14 protein-coding genes and 1 riboswitch are annotated in these 18,407 nt (G+C 70.4%); of the genes, 4 read left to right on the forward strand and 10 right to left on the reverse strand.

The window, feature by feature from the left end; all coding sequences use genetic code 11:
* The first annotated feature begins 222 nt into the window (after positions 1-222).
* Positions 223-1,026, forward strand: a complete 804-nt coding sequence (locus ACW4TU_RS10575; protein WP_457426932.1) for a VOC family protein — start codon at positions 223-225, stop codon at positions 1,024-1,026.
* A 19-nt stretch (positions 1,027-1,045) separates the two neighbouring features.
* Here the strand turns inward: ACW4TU_RS10575 and ACW4TU_RS10580 are convergent, their stop codons facing one another.
* The 5 genes from ACW4TU_RS10580 to ACW4TU_RS10600 all read right to left on the reverse strand — a co-directional run bounded on the left by ACW4TU_RS10580 (position 1,046) and on the right by ACW4TU_RS10600 (position 8,028).
* Complete coding sequence (locus ACW4TU_RS10580) at positions 1,046-2,428, reverse strand: C40 family peptidase (protein ID WP_457426934.1); 1,383 nt, start codon at positions 2,426-2,428, stop codon at positions 1,046-1,048.
* Positions 2,429-2,623: 195 nt separating this feature from the next.
* On the reverse strand, positions 2,624-3,274 hold the full coding sequence (locus ACW4TU_RS10585) for a thymidine kinase (RefSeq protein WP_457426936.1): 651 nt from the start codon (positions 3,272-3,274) through the stop codon (positions 2,624-2,626).
* Between the two features lie 92 nt (positions 3,275-3,366).
* Positions 3,367-4,557, reverse strand: coding sequence for an alkaline phosphatase family protein (locus ACW4TU_RS10590; RefSeq protein WP_457426938.1), 1,191 nt, complete (start codon positions 4,555-4,557; stop codon positions 3,367-3,369).
* On the reverse strand, positions 4,557-5,144 hold the full coding sequence (locus ACW4TU_RS10595; RefSeq protein ID WP_006379737.1) for a DUF5998 family protein: 588 nt from the start codon (positions 5,142-5,144) through the stop codon (positions 4,557-4,559). Before ACW4TU_RS10595 ends, ACW4TU_RS10590 begins: the two co-directional genes overlap by 1 nt.
* Positions 5,145-5,184: 40 nt before the next feature.
* Positions 5,185-8,028 (reverse strand): bifunctional acetate--CoA ligase family protein/GNAT family N-acetyltransferase, encoded by a 2,844-nt coding sequence (locus tag ACW4TU_RS10600; protein ID WP_457426940.1) that lies wholly within the window; start codon positions 8,026-8,028, stop codon positions 5,185-5,187.
* Between the two features lie 179 nt (positions 8,029-8,207).
* On the opposite strand from ACW4TU_RS10600, the gene ACW4TU_RS10605 reads away from it, so the two are divergent.
* A complete protein-coding gene (locus ACW4TU_RS10605) occupies positions 8,208-8,489 on the forward strand; it encodes an HPr family phosphocarrier protein (RefSeq protein ID WP_006379745.1) in 282 nt (93 codons plus the stop codon).
* 172 nt (positions 8,490-8,661) lie between these two features.
* On the opposite strand, the gene ACW4TU_RS10610 is transcribed toward ACW4TU_RS10605, so the two are convergent.
* The 4 genes from ACW4TU_RS10610 to ACW4TU_RS10625 form a co-directional block, all read right to left on the reverse strand.
* On the reverse strand, positions 8,662-9,357 hold the full coding sequence (locus ACW4TU_RS10610) for a GntR family transcriptional regulator (protein ID WP_457426942.1): 696 nt from the start codon (positions 9,355-9,357) through the stop codon (positions 8,662-8,664).
* Between the two features lie 188 nt (positions 9,358-9,545).
* Positions 9,546-10,319 carry a M23 family metallopeptidase gene (locus ACW4TU_RS10615; protein WP_457426944.1) on the reverse strand — a complete coding sequence of 258 codons (774 nt, stop codon included), beginning with the start codon at positions 10,317-10,319 and terminating at the stop codon, positions 9,546-9,548.
* 13 nt (positions 10,320-10,332) lie between these two features.
* A riboswitch (cyclic di-AMP (ydaO/yuaA leader) is annotated at positions 10,333-10,500 on the reverse strand.
* A 214-nt stretch (positions 10,501-10,714) separates the two neighbouring features.
* Positions 10,715-12,103 carry a M16 family metallopeptidase gene (locus tag ACW4TU_RS10620; RefSeq protein ID WP_457426946.1) on the reverse strand — a complete coding sequence of 463 codons (1,389 nt, stop codon included), beginning with the start codon at positions 12,101-12,103 and terminating at the stop codon, positions 10,715-10,717.
* Positions 12,100-13,449 (reverse strand): M16 family metallopeptidase, encoded by a 1,350-nt coding sequence (locus ACW4TU_RS10625; RefSeq protein WP_457430020.1) that lies wholly within the window; start codon positions 13,447-13,449, stop codon positions 12,100-12,102. The genes ACW4TU_RS10620 and ACW4TU_RS10625 overlap by 4 nt, the downstream gene beginning before the upstream one ends.
* A gap of 398 nt (positions 13,450-13,847) precedes the next feature.
* On the opposite strand from ACW4TU_RS10625, the gene ACW4TU_RS10630 reads away from it, so the two are divergent.
* Positions 13,848-16,304 carry a DNA gyrase/topoisomerase IV subunit A gene (locus ACW4TU_RS10630; RefSeq protein ID WP_457426948.1) on the forward strand — a complete coding sequence of 819 codons (2,457 nt, stop codon included), beginning with the start codon at positions 13,848-13,850 and terminating at the stop codon, positions 16,302-16,304.
* A gap of 1 nt (position 16,305) precedes the next feature.
* On the opposite strand, the gene ACW4TU_RS10635 is transcribed toward ACW4TU_RS10630, so the two are convergent.
* Positions 16,306-17,403: a CobW family GTP-binding protein gene (locus ACW4TU_RS10635; protein WP_457426950.1), complete on the reverse strand. Its 1,098-nt coding sequence runs from the start codon at positions 17,401-17,403 to the stop codon at positions 16,306-16,308.
* A gap of 380 nt (positions 17,404-17,783) precedes the next feature.
* Here ACW4TU_RS10635 and ACW4TU_RS10640 point away from each other — a divergent pair, with 380 nt between their 5' ends.
* On the forward strand, positions 17,784-18,281 hold the full coding sequence (locus ACW4TU_RS10640) for a DUF6082 family protein (RefSeq protein ID WP_457426952.1): 498 nt from the start codon (positions 17,784-17,786) through the stop codon (positions 18,279-18,281).
* Positions 18,282-18,407: the final 126 nt, after the last annotated feature.

Genomic DNA, 18,407 nt, shown 5'->3' on the forward strand with positions numbered 1-18,407 from the left:
GGCACCCTCAGGACGAGGACGTGCGGGGTCGGCGCGGCCCGGGCGCGCGGTACCGCGGGTGGTGCGAGCATCGGCACGGAACGTGCGGGTACGCGAGAACGCGACACGGCACGACCGACGTACGCGACGAAGCACGCCGTACGACGGCATACGCCAGGTCCGCCGACGCGGCGGACAGCGGAAGTGACACGGCCACCGCGAGGGGTCGAGGAGAGAGTGACGATGACCGAGGCACGGGAGTCGGCCGACCGGAACAGCGCAGCGCCGGCCCGGCACGCGCCCGGCACACCCTGCTGGGTGAGTCTGATGGTGCACGGCATGACGGCGACCCAGGACTTCTACGGGGAGTTGTTCGGCTGGGAGTTCGAGCTGGGCCCACAGCAGCTCGGCTGGTACGTACGGGCCCTGCTCGACGGTCAGGAGGTGGCCGGCATCGGCCAGCTGCCACCGGACCGCCACCTCCCCGTCGCGTGGACGCCGTACCTCTCCTCGGACGACGTGGACCACACGGCGGAGATGGTCCGGCACTCGGGCGGGACCGTGGGCGTGGGCCCCCTGGACGCGGCGGAGGCGGGCCGGCTGGCGATCGCCTCGGACCCGATGGGCGCGGTGTTCGGCATCTGGCAGACCGCCGCCCATCTGGGCACGGGCATCACCGGAGTCCCCGGCACCCCGGCCTGGAACGAGCTGGTGACCCGTGACTCGTCGAGCGTCGCCAAGTTCTACGAGAGCGTCTTCGGCTACGAGGAGGAGCCCGTGGTGTCGGCGGACTTCGACTACGTCACCCTGCACGTCGAGGGCCGCCCGGTCGCCGGCATCCACGGTGTGGGCGACTTCCTGCCCCGTGACCGGGGCCCGCACTGGATGACGTACTTCGAGGTGGCCGACACGGACGCGGCGGCCACCCGCCTGGTGGACCTGGGCGGCCACGTCGTCAAGCCCCCGCACGACAGCGCACACGGCCGCGTGGCGACGGTGGCGGACCCGGAGGGGGCGATGTTCTCGCTGATCCAGGGAGCCCACTGACGGCCCCCTGGAAGGGCTCCTACGCGGGCCGCAGGACGCTGTGGATCGCCGTCTCACCGGCCGCGAAGATCGAGTCCTCGCGCACCCTCGACCCCGGACTCGGCGCGTGCATCATCATTCCGTCGCCGACGAAGATGCCCACGTGACCGACCATGCCCGCGTCGCCGTGGAAGAAGACGAGGTCGCCGGGCCGGACATCGGCGACGTTGATCGCCATACCGGTGCTCGCCTGCTCGTGCACGGAACGCGGGAGCGCGACCCCGGCGGCCTTCCAAGCGGCCTGGATGAGACCGGCGTTGTCGTACGACCCCGGACCGACCGCGCCCCAGACGCACGGCCTGCCGATCTGCGCACGGGCGAAGGCGACCGCTTTCGCGGCCTTCGCTCCGGGCTCCAGGCCCAGTGCGAGGCCGGTGCCGATACTCGCGCCGGTCCCGGCACCCGGAAATGACTCGGTGCCGGAGTAGTAGGTCCCCGTGGCGTAGGAGGTCTGCGTGCCGTGGGGCGGCGTCTGCGTTACGTAGGCCGTCTGCATGCCGTGCGGCGGCGTGTGCGTTCCGTAGGACGGTGTGCCGTGCGGCGGCGTCTGCGTTCCGTAGGAGGTGTCCGTCACGGGGAAGGGGTCGGCGACCGGGAACGGTTCGGTGACGAGGGGGAGTTCGGTGACAAGGGCGTAGTCCCCGTCGCGGAGCGTGCCCGCGTAGAGGGGTGTGCCCGCGTCCAGGAAGGCGTCCGGGCCCAGGCCGGCCGGCTGGGGCAGTTGCCACTCCTCGGCGGGCTGGGGGCGAGCCTGTTCCACGGGGTTGGGCAGGCGCCAGGCATCCTCGACGGGCAGGGGTCCGGCCGCCGGGAGCGGAGCGGCGCCCTGGGCGGGCGACGGGAACCAACTGGGCTCGGCCGAAAGCGCGTGCAGGCTCCCCGGAGCTTCCTGGCGCGGTGCGGGCACGGCCGGCAGCGCGACCATGGGCGGGGCGGCCGGTTCGGCGACCGGCGCGGGCGGCAGTTCGGCCATACGTCCGGACGGCAGCGCGGCGACAGTTCCGGCGGTCAACTCCGCCACCGGAAGGGCGGCCAGCTCGACGTGCGGGCCCGCGGGTCGGGTGGGCCGGGCCTCCGCCGTGCGGGCCGGCCTTCTGTCGGGCGGCAGCACCGCCGGCACGGTCGGGCCCAACTGGGCGCGCCCCACGTCGAACCACGGTCGGGCTACCTCGTCGAGTGCGGGATCGGAACGCCTGCGCGCGGTTTCGGGCGCCGGGTTGACGCGCTTGCGTATCCCGAGCCTCATCGCGCGGGTGGCGTTGAAGGTCCCGGTGAAGCTCTCGGCCTGGTCGTAGAGGCTGTTGATCCGTTGCTGGACCTCCTCACGGCTCGGCCCATCATCTCGGGTTCGTTCCGGCGCCATGGCGGGACGAGCTCCTTCCGTGGTACGTCTCCCCAGCCCACTGTCAGGTGCGGACAGCAGGTTTGGGAAGGTGTTCGGGGGTCAACTTAGCCAACTTGTGTACTTCAGGTGAAGGTTGAAGCGCGAAATGTCCGATACGTTATTGTGACCTTCATCGTATCGAGAACGGCCGGAAAGAACCGCCCAGGAGAACGATCAAGCCGAATTGACCGGCAGGACGTCCGGCGAGATGACGGAGGCGTGCGCGGAGGCGCTCGTCATACGGCGTCGGTGGTGGCGTCGGCACAGCACCTCGTAGCCGACCTCCTCGGCCGGGCGGTTCACGTCACCGACGACGACCTGCTCGCCCTCCACGACCATCACGCCTCCCACGGTGCGCGCGTTGTGCGTGGCCCGTGCGCCGCACCAGCACATCGCCTCCACCTGGAGGGTCTCGATCCGGTCCGCCAGTTCGATCAGCCGCTGGGAGCCCGGGAACAGCTTCGTGCGGAAGTCGGTGGTGATACCGAACGCGAAGACGTCCAGCCCCAGGTCGTCCACCACCCGCGCCAACTGGTCGATCTGGTCCGGCGCGAGGAACTGCGCCTCGTCCACGATCACGTAGTCGACCTTGCCGCCCCTGGACATCTGGTCCACCAGATAGGCGTGCAGATCCATGCCCACGGTCGCCTCGACCGCCTCCGTCACCAGCCCCAGCCGCGAGGAGAGCTTGCCCTCCCCCGCGCGGTCGTCGCGCGTGAAGATCACACCCTGAAGCCCCCGGGCCGACCGGTTGTGCCCGATCTGGAGCGCCAGCGTCGACTTCCCGCAGTCCATCGTTCCGGAGAAGAACACCAGCTCGGGCATGGGAGGTCGAGCACCTTTCGGCGAGATACGCGGAGGACCGGGAGAGGACGGGACAGAAAGGCCAGGCAGAGGCTGTCGGGCGGGGACGGGCGTCAGGAGCGTACTTGCAGGAGTGGGACCAACTGTTCCGCAGGGGTCATCGAACCGTGGTTGCCGACCATCGCCGACTCCCTCGGCTCCCGCTCGGAGGCGACGATCAGGACGTCGTCCCGGGCCGCCGCGACCACGTCACCGATCCGCCCGTACACGCGTTCGTCGACCGTCGGCCCGAACCAGCCCGCCGTGATCGCCTCGTCGCGCGAGGCCACCCAGAACTGCTCGCCGAGCACCTCGCGCCAGCAGGTCAGTACGTCGGCCTCGGCGCCCGGCACCGCGTACACGTGGCGTGCGCGGCCCTCGCCGCCCAGCAGGGCGACGCCGGCGCGCAGTTCCCAGTCCTCGTCGAAGTCGATGCGGTGCTGCTCGTCGAACGGGATGTCGATCATGCCGTGGTCGGCGGTGACGTACAGCGCGGCGCGCGGCGGGAGTTGCTCCGCCAGCCGCTGGACCAGCCGGTCGACGTACATGAGCTGACCGCGCCAGGCGTCCGAGTCGACGCCGAAGCGGTGGCCCTTGCCGTCCACCTCCGCGTAGTACGTGTAGACCAACGAGCGGTCACCGGCGGCCAGTTGCTCGGCCGCGAGGTCCATGCGGTCCTCGCCCGAGAGCTTCCCCCGGAATGTCCCGCCGCTGAGCGCGATCTTCGTCAGCGGGGTGTTCTCGAAGGTCGGCGAGGAGACCTGGGCCGTGTGCACACCGGCCGCGTGCGCCAGCTGGAACACCGTGGGGTACGGCTGCCACGCGCGCGGGTCCGTCCACGGCTGCCAGCGCAGCTGGTTCATCAGCTCGCCGGTGGCCGGATCGCGCACGGTGTAGCCGGGCAGACCGTGCGCGCCCGGCGGCAGTCCGGTGCCGACCGAGGCGAGGGAGGTCGCGGTGGTCGCCGGGTAGCCGGTGGTGATCGGGCGGCCCGTGTCACCCCGGGAGCTGCTTATGAGCGAGCTCATGAAGGGTGCCTCGTCCGGGTGCGCCCGGAGCTGCTCCCAGCCCAGTCCGTCGATCAGGAACACGCAGTTCCGGTCGGCGGGTGCCAGTTCCGGGATCGTCGCGGACATACCCGGTACGTCCATGCCGGCGGCCAGGGTGGGCAGCAGGTCGGCGAGCGAACCCGTGCCGTAGTGCGGGACGGGGGCCGAGGACACGGCCAGTGGCTCCGGGTGGTCCCAGGCGGTCGGCTGCGCCATCAGCGGGTGACGTCCGCGGTCGCCTCCGAGAGGGCCTGTGCGAAGACGAGGGCCTGGCGGACCGTCTCCGGGCCGTCACCGGCCTCGCTGACGCGCAGGCTCAGGTCGTCCGCCGTCGAGCTGCCGGTGTAGCCGTGGTCCGCCTCGCAGTTGGGGTCACCGCAGGCGGCGGGCTCCAGGTCGATGCGGGAGACGGCGCCCCAGCCGATGGTCAGGACGACCTCGCGGGGCAGCGTGCCCGGTGTGTACGACTCCGGGTTGGCGACGACCCTGCTGACGACGACGGACGAGATCCGGCCCAGCTTCACGGATTCCGTGGACGTGGTGGCGTACGGCGTCGGGGACGTGGTGTCCTCGGCCTGCTCGTCGGTGTGGCTGACGATGAAACGGTTGCCCGTGAGGACGAGCACGGTCACGTGCCGACGCACCTCGTTCGCGTCGAATGTCGTCTCCTGGTGGACCAGGTACGACCGGATGGAGTCGCCGCCGATCGCGGCCTCCACCGCCTCGGCCACGAGGGCCGGGTAGTAGCCGCTGCGCTCGATCGCCGCTCGCAGCCCCTGGGTCGACGTACTGGTCTTGGCCATGTGTCCATCCTACGGGGGCCCACTGACTGCGAGGCACCGCTCAGTACACAGGAAGTGTCCTGGGGCCCAGGTCGTCACGGAGGGGCGGCGGCGCCAGCCGCACCGACGCCCCGAGCACGCTCAGGCCGTGCTGCGCGACGACCACCGGCTCCAGGGACACCGCGATGACCTCGGGGTGATCGTCTACGAGCCGCGACACCTTGAGCAGCAGTTCCTCCAGCGCCCCGGTGTCGACCGGCGCCGAGCCGCGCCAGCCGAAGAGGAGCGGCGCCGTCCGGATCGACCGGATCAGCGAGGCCGCGTCGCGGTCGGTGACCGGTATCAGCCGGTGCGCGATGTCCCCGAGCAGCTGCGAGGCGGGTCCGGCGAGCCCGAAGGAGAGCACCGCGCCGGCCGCCGGGTCGATCACCGCCCGTACGACGGTGTCGACTCCCCGCGGCGCCATCCCCTGCACCACGGGCCGCACCTCCTCCGGATTCCCGAAGAGGCCGGTCAGTTCGGCGTACGCCCGCCGCAGTTGCTCCTCGTCCGCGAGGTCCAGGCGTACGCCGCCCAGGTCGGCGCGGTGCCGCAGGTGCGGGGCGGTGGCCTTGAGGGCGACGGGGTAGCCGAGGGCCCGCGCTGCGGCCACGGCGCCCTCGGGGTTCGGGGCGGGCAGGGCCCCGCGCACCGGGATGCCGTACGTCCCGAGCAGCTCGCTCGTCTCGTCCGTACCCAGGGTGAGCCCCTGTCCGCGCGCGAGGAGCCCGCCGATCAGCGCGGCGGCGCCCTTCTCGTCGATGTCCTCGTAACCGGGCACCCTGCCGGGCTCGGCGGCCTCCCGCCGCCACTGCGCGTACTTCACGGCTTCCCCGAGGGCCCGTACGGCGCGCTCGGCGGCGGGGTAGGCGGGGATGAGGCGGGAGCAGGAGTCCGGGGTGGGCGGGCTCGGGGATGCCGGTACCTGCGGGACCCTCGCGCGGGGCTGCCGTTCCGCCGCTGCGGTGCCGGGTGCCGGTGAACCTGCCTGTGGGGCGGTACTGGCCGCAGCCGACAGCGCCTCCGCGAGCCCGCCCAGCTCCACATGGACCACCAGCACCGGCTTTCCGGGAACCTCCGCCGCGGCCGACCTCAGTGCCTCGGCCAACGCGGCGTCCCCCGGGGAACCCTCCCCCACCGTGGGAATCGCGGTGACGACGACCGCGTCGCAGCCCTCGTCCGCCAACGCCTCCGACAGCGCCCGGTGGAAGTCCTCGGGCGACGCCCCCGTCGTCAGATCCAGCGGCGCCAGCGGCCGCAGCCCCTCGGAGAGGCACGCGTCGTACGTCAGCAGCCCCAGCGACTCCGAGTTGCCCAGAATCGCGACCCGCGGCCCGGCGGGAAGTGGCTGCCGGGCCAGCAGCAGCCCCGCGTCGACCAGCTCGGTGATCGTGTCCACCCGGATCACGCCGGCCTGCCGCAGCAGCTCGGACACCGTCGCGTGCGGCAACCGCGTGGCCCGTACGGCGTGCCCCTGGGGAGCCGCGCCACCGTGGCGGGTCCCCTGGACGACCACCAGCGGCTTCGCCGCCGCCGTGCGCCGGGCGAGGCGGGTGAACTTGCGCGGGTTGCCGATGGATTCGAGGTACATGAGGACGACGTCGGTGTCCGGGTCGTCGTACCAGTACTGGAGTACGTCGTTGCCGGACACGTCGGCCCGGTTGCCGGACGAGACGAAGGTCGACACGCCGGTGACCCCGGTGACGCCTCCCCCGCGCCGGTCCAGTCGGGACAGCAGCGCGATCCCGATGGCCCCGGACTGCGCGAACAGCCCGATCCGCCCGGGCCTCGGCATCTCGGGAGCGAGCGACGCGTTCAGCCGGACGTCCTTCGACGTGTTGATGACGCCGAACGCGTTGGGGCCGATGATGCGCATCCCGTACGTGCGCGCGTGACCTACGAGTTCGCGCTGCCGCTCCCGGCCCTCGGGGCCGCTCTCGGCGTACCCGGCGGAGACCACGACGAGTCCCTGCACGCCGTGCTCCCCGCACTCGGCGACGACATCGGGGACGTTCTCGGCCGGGACGGCGACGACCGCGAGGTCGACGGGGCCCCCGATGTCGCCCACCGATCGGTGGGCCGGTACTCCGTCGATGTCCTTCTGCTCTTCCGGGAAGGCTCTGTTGACCGCGTACAGGTCACCGGTGAAACCGGCGTCCCTGATGTGGTCGAGGACGCTGCGGCCGACCCCGCCGGGGGCGCGGCCGACGCCGATGACGGCCACGGCGCCCGGGACGAGCAGCCGCCGTACGGAGCGCGCCTCGGCCCGCTGCTCCCGCGCGCGCTGGACGGCGAGTGAGCGGTCGGTGGGCTCCAGGTCGAACTCCAGGCGTACGACGCCGTCCTCGAAGCTGCGCTTCTGGGTGTACCCGGCGTCCGTGAACACCTTGATCATCTTGCTGTTGGCCGGCAGCACCTCGGCGGCGAAGCGCCGGATGTCGCGCTCACGGGCGACAGCCGCGATGTGTTCGAGGAGGGCGGAGGCGACGCCCCGTCCCTGGTGCGCGTCCTGCACCAGGAAGGCGACCTCGGCCTCACTGGCGGGACCGGACGCGGGCAGTCCCTCGGCGTCGATTCGGTCGTAGCGTACGGTGGCGATGAACTCGCCGCCGACCGTGGCCGCGAGCCCCACCCGGTCCACGAAGTCGTGGTGGGTGAAGCGGTGGACGTCCTTTGCGGACAGGCGCGGATAGGGCGCGAAGAAGCGGTAGTACTTCGACTCGTCCGAAACCTGTTCGTAGAAGCTGACCAGCCGGTCGGCGTCGTCCGCCGTGATGGGCCGGACACGGGCGGTGCCGCCGTCGCGCAGCACGACGTCCGCCTCCCAGTGGGCGGGGTACTCGTGCCGGTCCGCCGAGTTCTGCATGCGCCCCAGAGTACGGCTCGCGTCCGACAACGTCGCGAGGCAGTCTGTGGGGGACCGAAGTCGGGCCCAGGCCGGGGTTCGAACGCGGTTCCGGGACGGGTTGCGGCCCGCCGCCCGGCACGCTTCACGCTATGGAACAATGGTCTAGACAACCCTGAGACAGTGAAGGGCAGCATCACATGGCTGAGCGCCGCGTCAACGTCGGCTGGGCGGAGGGCCTCCACGCCCGCCCCGCCTCCATCTTCGTCCGTGCGGCCACGGCCGCCGGCGTCCCCATGACGATCGCCAAGGCCGACGGCAACCCCGTCAACGCGGCCTCCATGCTGGCGGTTCTCGGCCTGGGCGCCCAGGGCGGCGAGGAGATCGTCCTCGCCTCCGAGGCAGAGGGCGCCGACGCCGCGCTCGACCGCCTGGCGAAACTGGTGGCCGAGGGACTCGAGGAACTTCCCGAGACGGTCTGAAAAGTCCGCCGGAGTCCTCAATTGACGGTGGCGGCGGACGCCACCGCATAAGCATCATCAGTACACGGTGAAGGGCCCGCCCGAATATCGGGCGGGCCCTTCATAATTCCCGGTCGCAGGCAGCAGAAATAATCTCCCGCGAATTCAACCCTCTTTGTATACGGCGCCCGTGTTAATGACGCAGGCCCGTCATGTTTACGGGATGTTGCGAAGTCCTCACACGATCCGGCCGGTCCCCGGCGCCCGGAAATCGAAGCCGGTGCGCACCGGTCGCACGCTCGGTGTGCAGCGCCGTGATCGCCCGCGCCCGCTCGCTGTCACCGCGCGCCACGGCGTCCACGATCGCCCCGTGTTCCGCCCATGACTCGACAGGGCTGGCCGGCGCCTCCACCGCGTACATCCAGGCGATCTTGTGCCGGAGCTGGGTGAGCGTCGAGGTCAGGGCGTGACTCCCGGAGGCCTGGGCGAGCGTCTCGTGGAACCAGCCCCCGAGGGAGCGCAGATCCTCGCTGTTCCCCCTCCTGGCCCGCTCCTGACCGAGCCTCACCAGGCCCCGCAGCACCTTGAGGTGGGCCTCGGTGCGCCGCTGGGCGGCCCGGGAGGCCCCCAGCGGCTCCAGGAGCATGCGCATCTCCAGCAGGTCGGAGGCCTCCTGCTCGGTGGGTTCCGCGACGCACGCGCCCGCGTGCCGTCGGGTCACCACGAAGCCCTCGGCCTCCAGGGTGCGCAGGGCCTCGCGGACGGGGACGCGTGAGACGCCGTACCGGCGCGCGAGCAGTTCCTCGGTGAGCCGGCTGCCGCGCTCGTAGACACCGGCGACGATGTCGTCCCGGATCGCCGTGCATACCGAGTGCGCCGGAATACGCATGTCCGACCTCCGCTTTAATCCCCGTGAAACGTCGACGATTGACGTGTGTTCAGTGACTCTATTGCAGAGAACCGGAATTTCCGACGGCAGGCCGGAATCCGTGGATATTTTTTGGACACACCGCCCTCCGAAACGCCGAAAGCCCCGGCTCGGGGAGCCGGGGCCACGACAAGTGGTGCGCAGGGTCGTCAGACGTTCACGCCGTGCGAGCGGAGGTAGGCGACGGGGTTGATGTCCGAGCCGTACTCCGGGGTCGTGCGCGCCTCGAAGTGGAGGTGCGCACCGGTGACGTTGCCGGTGGCCCCGGAGAGGCCTATCTGCTGGCCCGGGGTGACCGTCTGACCGACGGAGACATTGATGGACGACAGATGGCCGTACTGAGTGTATGTACCATCAATCATCTTGATCACAATGTTGTTGCCGTAGGACCCACCCCAGCCGGCCTCGACGACGGTGCCGGAGCCCACCGCTTGGACGGTGGTGCCGGACGCGGCATGGAAGTCGACGCCGGTGTGGCTGCCGGAGGACCAGAGGGCGCCGCCCGTCTTGTAACCCGTGGAGATGTACGAGCCGGCGATCGGGGCGACATAGCTGGTGAGGCGCTTGCGCTCGGCCGCACGGGCGGCACGGGCCTTCGCCTCGCGCGCCTCCTTGACCCGCTCCTCCGCCTCCTTCTGCGCGGCGGCCACGGCCCGCTCCTCGGCGGCGGCCTTCTCGGCGGCCTGCTCCTGGGCGGCGGCCTGCGCGTCGATCTGGACGGCGAGCGACTCGCCGATGGAGATCACCGGGGTGAGACCGGTCTGCTCGACGGCGGACTCCGCGGCGAGCGCCGGAGCGGCCAGGGAGCCGACGACGCCGGCGGTCGCGAGGGCCGCGACGCCGGCCGCGCGGACGGTCGTACGGGTGACAAGACTGGGGCGGCTGGGACGACGGTGCTTCCCGGTGGCGCGGGTGAACGCCATGTGGTGGTGGGTCCTTTCCTTCCTTCTCGCCTACCGGGTTAGCTGACGGGTTCGGAGCAGGAAGGTCTCCTACGGACACCCTCGCTGCACGCGCGGGCATCCGATTCACCCCAGGGACTGCACATGGTGGGTCCCCGGCTCCCCTGGCTCGCGCCGTACGGGGACTCGGCGATGACTGTCCGGTGCCGCGGGTGCGGCGCGGTGCATGACGGACAGCCGGACAGACGCTAAGCGGGACGTCTTTCAATCAACAAACCGATCACGGGATTTGTAGCGCATGCCACAGTGCAGACAGTCCACCTCTCCCTCAATACGGACAACTTGCGCATCAACATGGACAAAGGAGCCCCGGTGACGCTTTCGTCACCGGGGCCCCTTTCGTTACGCCGATGCCGCTACTCGGCGGGGACGACGGTCACTTCACCGATGCCGAGGGCCCGGACGGGCTCCTCGATCGTCGCCGCGTCACCGACGAGGACTGTCACCAGACGGTCCACCGGGAAGGCGTTCACGGCTGCCGCGGTGGCCTCCACGGTGCCGGTCGCGGCGAGCTGCCGGTACAGCGTCGCCTGGTAGTCGTCGGGCAGGTGCTGCTCGACCTGGTCGGCCAGCGTGCTCGCCACGGCCGCCGCGGTCTCGTACTTGAGCGGGGCGACGCCGACCAGGTTCTGCACCGCGACATCGCGTTCGGCGTCGGTGAGCCCCTCGGCCGCGAGGGTGCGCAGCACCTTCCAGAGGTCCTCCAGAGCAGGACCGGTGTTCGGGGTGTCGAAGGAGCCGCTGATGGCGAGCAGCGCGGCACCCGTGCCGTCCGGGGCCGAGCGCAGGACCTGGCCGAACGCCCGTACACCGTAGGTGTAGCCCTTCTCCTCGCGCAGGACACGGTCCAGACGGGAGGTGAGGGTGCCTCCGAGGCAGTACGTGCCGAGGACCTGGGCGGCCCAGACACGGTCGTGCCGGTCGGCGCCGATGCGGCCGATGAGCAGTTGGGTCTGCACGGCACCGGGGCGGTCCACGATGACGACCCGGCCGGTGTCGTCGGCGGTCACCGGCGGCACGGGCCGCGGCTCGGCCGACGAGCCCGTCCAGGCCCCCAGGGTGTCACCGAGCAGCGCGTCCAGGTCGATGCCGGTGAGGTCGCCGACGACCACGGCGGTGGCCGTGGCGGGCCGGACGTGCCTCTCGTAGAAGGCGCGTACGGCAGCCGCGTCGATCTTCGCGACCGTCTCCTCGGTGCCCTGGCGCGGACGGGACATCCGCGAGTCCGCCGGGAACAGCTCCTTGTACAGCTGCTTGGCGGAACGACGGGCCGGGTTGGCCGTCTCGTGCGGGATCTCGTCGAGCCGGTTGCGCACCAGCCGCTCGATCTCGCTGTCCGAGAACGCGGGCGCCCTGAGGGCGTCGGCCAGCAGACCGAGCGCCTTGGGGAGCCGCGACACGGGGACTTCGAGACTGAGGCGCACGCACGGGTGGTCGGCGTGTGCGTCGAGGGTGGCGCCGCAGCGCTCCAGCTCGGCGGCGAACTCCTCGGCGGAGTGCTTGTCGGTGCCTTCGGAGAAGGCCCGGGCCATGATCGTGGCCACTCCGTCGAGACCGGCCGGCTCGGCCTCCAGGGGGGCGTCGACGAGTACCTCGACGGCGACGACCTGCTGGCCCGGGCGGTGGCAGCGCAGGACGGTCAGTCCGTTGCCGAGCGTGCCGCGCCCGGGTGCCGGGAACGCCCAGGGCCTGGCCTCGCCCGCCTGGGGCTGGGGGTGGAACTCCATCGTGGCGAGCTCGGTCACTTGGCCGCCTCCTCGTCGGTGTCGGTGGCGGTGTCGGTGGCGGTGTCGGCGGTCAGGGGTTCGTAGACGAGCACCGCGCGGTTGTCGGGGCGCAGCCGGTCCTTGGCGGCCTGCTGGACCTCCTCGGCCGTCACGTCGAGCACGCGCTGCACGGCGGTCAGGGCGAGCTGCGGGTCGCCGAACAGCACCGCGAAACGGCACAGTTCGTCGGCGCGGCCCGAGACCGTACCGAGCCGGTCCAGCCACTCGCGCTCCAACTGGGCCTGGGCGCGCTCCATTTCCTCGGCCGTGGGGCCCTCCGCGGCGAACCGGGCGAGCTCCTCGTCGACGGCGGCCTCGATGACCGGCACCTCGACGTCCGCCGAGGTCTTCACGTCCAGCCACCCCAGGGAGGGCGCTCCGGCCAGCCGCAGCAGGCCGAACCCGGCCGCGACCGCCGTACGGTCCCGCCGTACGAGCCGGTTGTAGAGGCGGGAGGACTCGCCGCCGCCGAGGACGGTGAGCGCCAGGTCGGCCGCGTCGCACGCACGCGTGCCGTCCTCCGGGAGCCGGTAGGCGGCCATCAACGCGCGCGCGGGGACCTCCTCGACGACGACCTCGCGCAGTTCCTCACCGATGACGTCGGGGAGGGCGCCGGAGCGCGGCGCGGGCTTGCCGTCGTGCCCGGCGACGGATCCGAAGTACTTCTCGACCCAGGCCAGCGTCTGGGCGGGGTCGATGTCCCCGACGACCGACAGGACGGCGTTGTTGGGCGCGTAGTACGTGCGGAAGAACGCGCGGGCGTCCTCGAGCGTCGCCGCGTCGAGGTCGGCCATCGAGCCGATCGGCGTGTGGTGGTAGGGGTGGCCCTCCGGGTAGGCGAGGGCGGTCAGCTTCTCGAACGCCGTCCCGTAGGGGACGTTGTCGTAGCGCTGTCGGCGCTCGTTCTTGACGACGTCCCGCTGGTTCTCCATGGACTCGTCGTCGAGGGCCGCGAGCAGCGAGCCCATGCGGTCGGCCTCCAGCCAGAGGGCGAGCTCCAGTTGGTGGGTGGGCATGGTCTCGAAGTAGTTGGTGCGCTCGAAACTGGTGGTGCCGTTGAGCGAGCCGCCCGCGCCCTGGACCAGTTCGAAGTGGCCGTTGCCCTTCACCTGGCCCGAACCCTGGAACATCAGGTGCTCGAAGAGGTGAGCCAGGCCGGTACGGCCCTTGACCTCGTGGCGCGACCCGACGTCGTACCAGAGGCACACCGCTGCGACCGGGGTCAGGTGGTCCTCGGAGAGCACCACGCGCAGCCCGTTGGCGAGGCGGTGCTCGGTCGCTGTCAGGCCGCCGGAGCCTGCCTCGGCTGTGGCCGTGTGACCCATGGGCATGTACGTCCCTTCGATCGCGGATGCGGTTGTTGCAACCGCTGTTTTCCTGCCGGTCCTGCCACTGTATGCAAGCGTGTGGAGTGCTGGCGAAGTTCCCGGCGGACGTACGCCGACAGCGAGATTCCTCGGGTGCCAGGCGGTACGTTTCAGCAACAGCGGCCGTCGCCCAACACCGCCGCAGGCACGGGCCTTGGTCCGCGTTGTCAGTGCGACAGTCCACAATGGTCCGCGTCAGATCCCGTTCATGTCTCAGCAAGAGTGAGCCGCAGGGGCGCGTCGGTGTCGAGAGGGCGAGCGCGCGGAGGCCCGCAGGGCTGAGCACGATCGGGCTCTCGACACCGACACAAGCCCCCCGTAGGCGAACGACCAGGAATCAGAAGGAGCCGGCAGCGATGGCCCGCCGCACCACGAAGACCCCGCCGCCCGATGACTTCGAGGAGCGGATCCTCGACATCGACGTCGTCGACGAGATGCAGGGCTCCTTCCTCGAGTACGCGTACTCGGTCATCTACTCCCGAGCCCTGCCCGATGCCCGCGACGGCCTCAAACCCGTACACCGTCGCATCGTCTACCAGATGAACGAGATGGGCCTGCGCCCCGACCGCGGCTATGTGAAGTGCGCCCGTGTCGTCGGCGAGGTCATGGGTAAGCTGCACCCGCACGGCGACGCGTCGATCTACGACGCCCTGGTGCGTCTCGCCCAGCCGTTCTCCATGCGCGTGCCGCTGGTCGACGGCCACGGCAACTTCGGTTCGCTGGGCAACGACGACCCGCCGGCCGCCATGCGGTACACCGAGGCCCGCATGGCCGACGCGACGTCCCTGATGACGGAGTCGATCGAAGAGGACACCGTCGACTTCGCCCCCAACTACGACGGCCAGGAGCAGGAACCGGTGGCGCTGCCCGCCGCCTTCCCGAACCTGCTGGTGAACGGCGCGTCGGGCATTGCCGTGGGTATGGCCACGAACATGCCGCCGCACAACCTCGGCGAGGTCATCTCGGCGGCCCGTCACCTCATCCGCTACCCGGCCGCCGACCTCGACACCCTGATGCGGCACGTCCCGGGCCCCGACCTGCCCACCGGTGGCCGGATCGTCGGCCTCGCCGGGATCAGGGACGCGTACGAGACGGGCCGCGGCACGTTCAAGATCCGCGCCACGGTGTCGGTGGAGAACGTGACGGCACGCCGTATGGGCCTGGTCGTCACCGAACTGCCCTTCACCGTCGGCCCGGAGAAGGTGATCGCCAAGATCAAGGACCTGGTCGGCTCGAAGAAGCTCCAGGGCATCGCCGACGTCAAGGACCTCACCGACCGCAGCCACGGCCTGCGCCTGGTCATCGAGGTCAAGAACGGCTTCGTGCCGGAAGCCGTCCTGGAACAGCTCTACAAGCTGACGCCGATGGAGGAGTCCTTCGGCATCAACAACGTGGCGCTGGTGGACGGCCAGCCCCTCACCCTGGGGCTCAAGGAGCTTCTGGAGGTCTATCTCGACCACCGCTTCGAGGTCGTACGGCGTCGCTCGGAGTTCCGCCGCGGCAAGCGCCGTGACCGGCTGCACCTGGTCGAGGGCCTGCTCACCGCACTGGTGGACATCGACGAGGTCATCCGGCTGATCCGCTCCAGCGACAACTCCGCGCAGGCGAAGGAACGCCTGATGGAGCGGTTCTCCCTCTCGGAGATCCAGACCCAGTACATCCTGGACACCCCGCTGCGCCGGCTGACCCGGTTCGACCGCATCGAGCTGGAGTCCGAGAAGGAGCGGCTGGCCGCCGAGATCGCGGAGCTGACCCGGATCCTGGAGTCGGACGCGGAGCTCCGCAAGCTGGTCTCGAACGAACTGGCCGCGGTGGCCAAGAAGTTCGGCACCGAGCGGCGCACGGTTCTGCTGGAGTCGGCCGGTGCCGCCCCCGCGGCCGGCGTCCCGCTCCAGGTGGCCGACGACCCGTGCCGGGTCCTGCTCTCCTCGACGGACCTGCTGGCGCGCACGGCGAACGGCGAGCCGTTCCCGGCGGACGAGGACGGCAGGCGCGCGAAGCACGACCTGATCGTCTCCGCGGTCCCGGCGACGGCACGGGGCGAGGTGGGCGCGGTGACGTCGGCCGGCCGACTGCTGCGTATCAACGTCATCGATCTCCCCCGCCTCCCGGACACGATGGCGGCGCCCAACCTCTCGGGCGGTGCCCCGCTGTCGGAGTTCCTCTCCCTGGAGGACGGCGAGACGGTGGTCTGCCTGACGACGCTCGACGAGTCGTCACCGGGCCTCGCGATCGGCACGGAGCAGGGCGTCGTCAAGCGGGTGGTCCCCGACTATCCCTCCAACAAGGGGGAGTTGGAGGTCATCACGCTCAGGGACGGCGACCGGATCGTCGGTGCCGCCGAGCTGCGCACGGGCGAGGAGGACCTGGTCTTCATCACGGACGACGCCCAGTTGCTGCGTTTCCAGGCCGCCCATGTCCGCCCGCAGGGCCGCCCGGCCGGTGGTATGGCCGGCATCAAGCTCACGGACGGCGCCAAGGTGATCTCGTTCACGGCGGTGGACCCGGCGGTGGACGCGGTCGTCTTCACGGTCGCCGGATCACGGGGCACGCTGGACGACTCCGTGCAGACGACCGCGAAGCTGACCCCCTTCGACCAGTACCCGCGCAAGGGCCGCGCGACCGGCGGCGTCCGCTGCCAGCGGTTCCTGAAGGGCGAGGACTGTCTGTCCCTGGCCTGGGCGGGCCCCTCTCCGGCGCGGGCGTCCCAGAAGAACGGCACCCCGGCGGAGCTTCCGGAGATGGACCCGCGCCGCGACGGCTCGGGCCTGTCGTTGCCGAAGACAGTGGGTGTGGTGACGGGCCCGGTGTAGGTCAGCCGGCCTCTCCGGAGCCCTCCGGGCTCTGCTCCTGTACGTATCTCAGGACGCCCCACATGCTGTGCTCGTCGGCGTGTGGGGCGTCGTCCATACAGGCTTCCAAGTCCTTGCCGAGGACGGGCAGTTGGATACCGGTCCCGATGAGGACGAGTCTGCTGAGCCGCTCCTCGCCGTCGGCCCAGGGCTCGGGATAGAAACGCAGGAACCGCCCGACGGCGTGCACGGAGTACCGGTTGCCCGGATCGTGCGGTCCGAAGTCGACGTACCCCTTGACGCGGTAGAGCCCTTCGGGCCGGCTGTCGAGGAAGTCCATCAGCCGACGCGGATGGAGAGGGGTCGAGGAGCTGAAGGAGAGGCTGTCGTAGGCGGCGTGCAGATGAGCGGAGTGGTCCCCCGCGCCGTCCTCCTGACCGCCTTCGTCCTCCCCGTGATCGTGCAGGTCGTCAAAGGACAACTGCCCGATGCGCTCCTGGGTCGGCCGGCAGTCGAAGAGGAACTCCGGGTCTACGCGCCCGTAGTCGGCGGGGACGACAGCGGCACGGTCGACCAGCCCGCGGACGGTCCCCAGGACCCGCTCACCGCTGTCCGCGACCCGCCCGACCTTGTTGACGACGACGAGATCGGCGAGAGCGAGATGCCGATCGACCTCGGGGTGCTTCACCCGCGTGTCGTCGAACTCGACGGCGTCGACGACCTCGACGAGCCCTCCGTACACAACCCGGGGATTCTCGCTGGCAAGCACCATCCGAACGAGTTCCTGCGGTTCGGCGAGCCCACTGGCCTCGATGACGATGACGTCGATCCGGGCCGAGGGTTGAGTGAGTCGATCAAGATAGACATCGAGCTCGCTCGCATCAACAGCGCAGCACAGACATCCATTGCCCAGCGACACCGTGGAGTCTCCCAGCGCCCCCGCGACGGCCATGGCGTCGATCTCGATGGCCCCGAAGTCATTGACGAGGGCCCCGATGCGACTGCCACCGCTGCGGTGGAGGAGATGGTTGAGGAGGGTGGTCTTGCCGGAACCGAGGAAGCCGGCGAGAACGATGACGGGGATCTGCCGAAGGCTCTGGCTCGGACCCGGCTGACTCAATCTGCGACCTCTCTGACGCCGACGCGCACACCGGCTCACGGCCCCGCGCGCGTACGAGGAACGAATGCCGCCCCAGGATACGAGCCAGCGGAATCGTCGCAGAGCGCACGATTGTCAGAAGCCGGTGCGGGGCACACGTTGGGCATGGCGTCGGAGCGTGCGACCCTCGCTTCCTTCCGTGCGCCTCCTCTCCGCCTCCCCCGTCGATCAGATCCGCCCGGCACTCTGGAGGCGGTAAGCGCCGCCCAACGCTCGCCGGTCCCCCTCCGTCGATCCGCACTACGACGACCGGCGGACTGCCGCCTGATTCAGGGGTTGACATGGCCACACAGAACTTTGGGATACGCGCACTGGGTTGTGCCGCCGCAGCCAGTATCGGAATGACGGTGGGGGCCTTGGTCAATGTGGCCGCCCATCGCCACGCTCTCGAACTCCTGCGAACTCGCCTGGAGCATCTGGAGCAGGCCGCGCACTCCCAGCACCACACCAACCTGGCCCATCAGCAGCGTCTGCACTGGGAGTTGCTGAGCAAGGCCATCGACGACCCCGATCTGGCCGAGGTCCTGGACCTCTACGAGACGCCCGTATCGCCCAAGCAACGGCGCCAGTACCTCTTTGCCAACGCCCTCTACACGAACGCTCTCTTCTACTACCGCGTCGGCAACATAAGCCGCGAGGAGTTCTTCGGATACATCAGAGGCATACTACAAAACCCCGTTGTCCGCGAGTACTGGTACGCGACCAAGCACCAACGGGCGACTATCGCCGAAGAGTCGGACGAGGCCGAGTTCGGACGCATGGTGGACGAACTTCTCACCCACCTGGAAGAGTCGAACACAGAGGAGTGGTGGGTCGTCGGCGAACTACCGAGCTCATGACCCTCGCGCACTGGGGCATACAAGGTCTCGGACCGTCGCGCTCGCGCCCGGTGGCGGGAAATCACACCCCCGGCCCATAACGAACAGGTGACATCCCCAGTTGTTCCAGGCGCAACTGGGGTTGAC

Source organism: Streptomyces kryoterrae (assembly GCF_054072135.1).

Bases quoted from the DNA above. Each gene is read 5' to 3' on its own strand.
- ACW4TU_RS10615 (WP_457426944.1), bottom strand. From the start codon at position 10,319: ATGGCGTTCACCCGCGCCACCGGGAAGCACCGTCGTCCCAGCCGCCCC.
- ACW4TU_RS10590 (WP_457426938.1), bottom strand. From the start codon at position 4,557: ATGGCGCAGCCGACCGCCTGGGACCACCCGGAGCCACTGGCCGTGTCC.
- ACW4TU_RS10600 (WP_457426940.1), bottom strand. From the start codon at position 8,028: ATGCAGAACTCGGCGGACCGGCACGAGTACCCCGCCCACTGGGAGGCG.
- ACW4TU_RS10610 (WP_457426942.1), bottom strand. From the start codon at position 9,357: ATGCGTATTCCGGCGCACTCGGTATGCACGGCGATCCGGGACGACATC.
- ACW4TU_RS10630 (WP_457426948.1), top strand. From the start codon at position 13,848: ATGGCCCGCCGCACCACGAAGACCCCGCCGCCCGATGACTTCGAGGAG.
- ACW4TU_RS10640 (WP_457426952.1), top strand. From the start codon at position 17,784: ATGACGGTGGGGGCCTTGGTCAATGTGGCCGCCCATCGCCACGCTCTC.
- ACW4TU_RS10585 (WP_457426936.1), bottom strand. From the start codon at position 3,274: ATGCCCGAGCTGGTGTTCTTCTCCGGAACGATGGACTGCGGGAAGTCG.
- ACW4TU_RS10605 (WP_006379745.1), top strand. From the start codon at position 8,208: ATGGCTGAGCGCCGCGTCAACGTCGGCTGGGCGGAGGGCCTCCACGCC.
- ACW4TU_RS10625 (WP_457430020.1), bottom strand. From the start codon at position 13,449: ATGGGTCACACGGCCACAGCCGAGGCAGGCTCCGGCGGCCTGACAGCG.
- ACW4TU_RS10575 (WP_457426932.1), top strand. From the start codon at position 223: ATGACCGAGGCACGGGAGTCGGCCGACCGGAACAGCGCAGCGCCGGCC.
- ACW4TU_RS10595 (WP_006379737.1), bottom strand. From the start codon at position 5,144: ATGGCCAAGACCAGTACGTCGACCCAGGGGCTGCGAGCGGCGATCGAG.
- ACW4TU_RS10580 (WP_457426934.1), bottom strand. From the start codon at position 2,428: ATGGCGCCGGAACGAACCCGAGATGATGGGCCGAGCCGTGAGGAGGTC.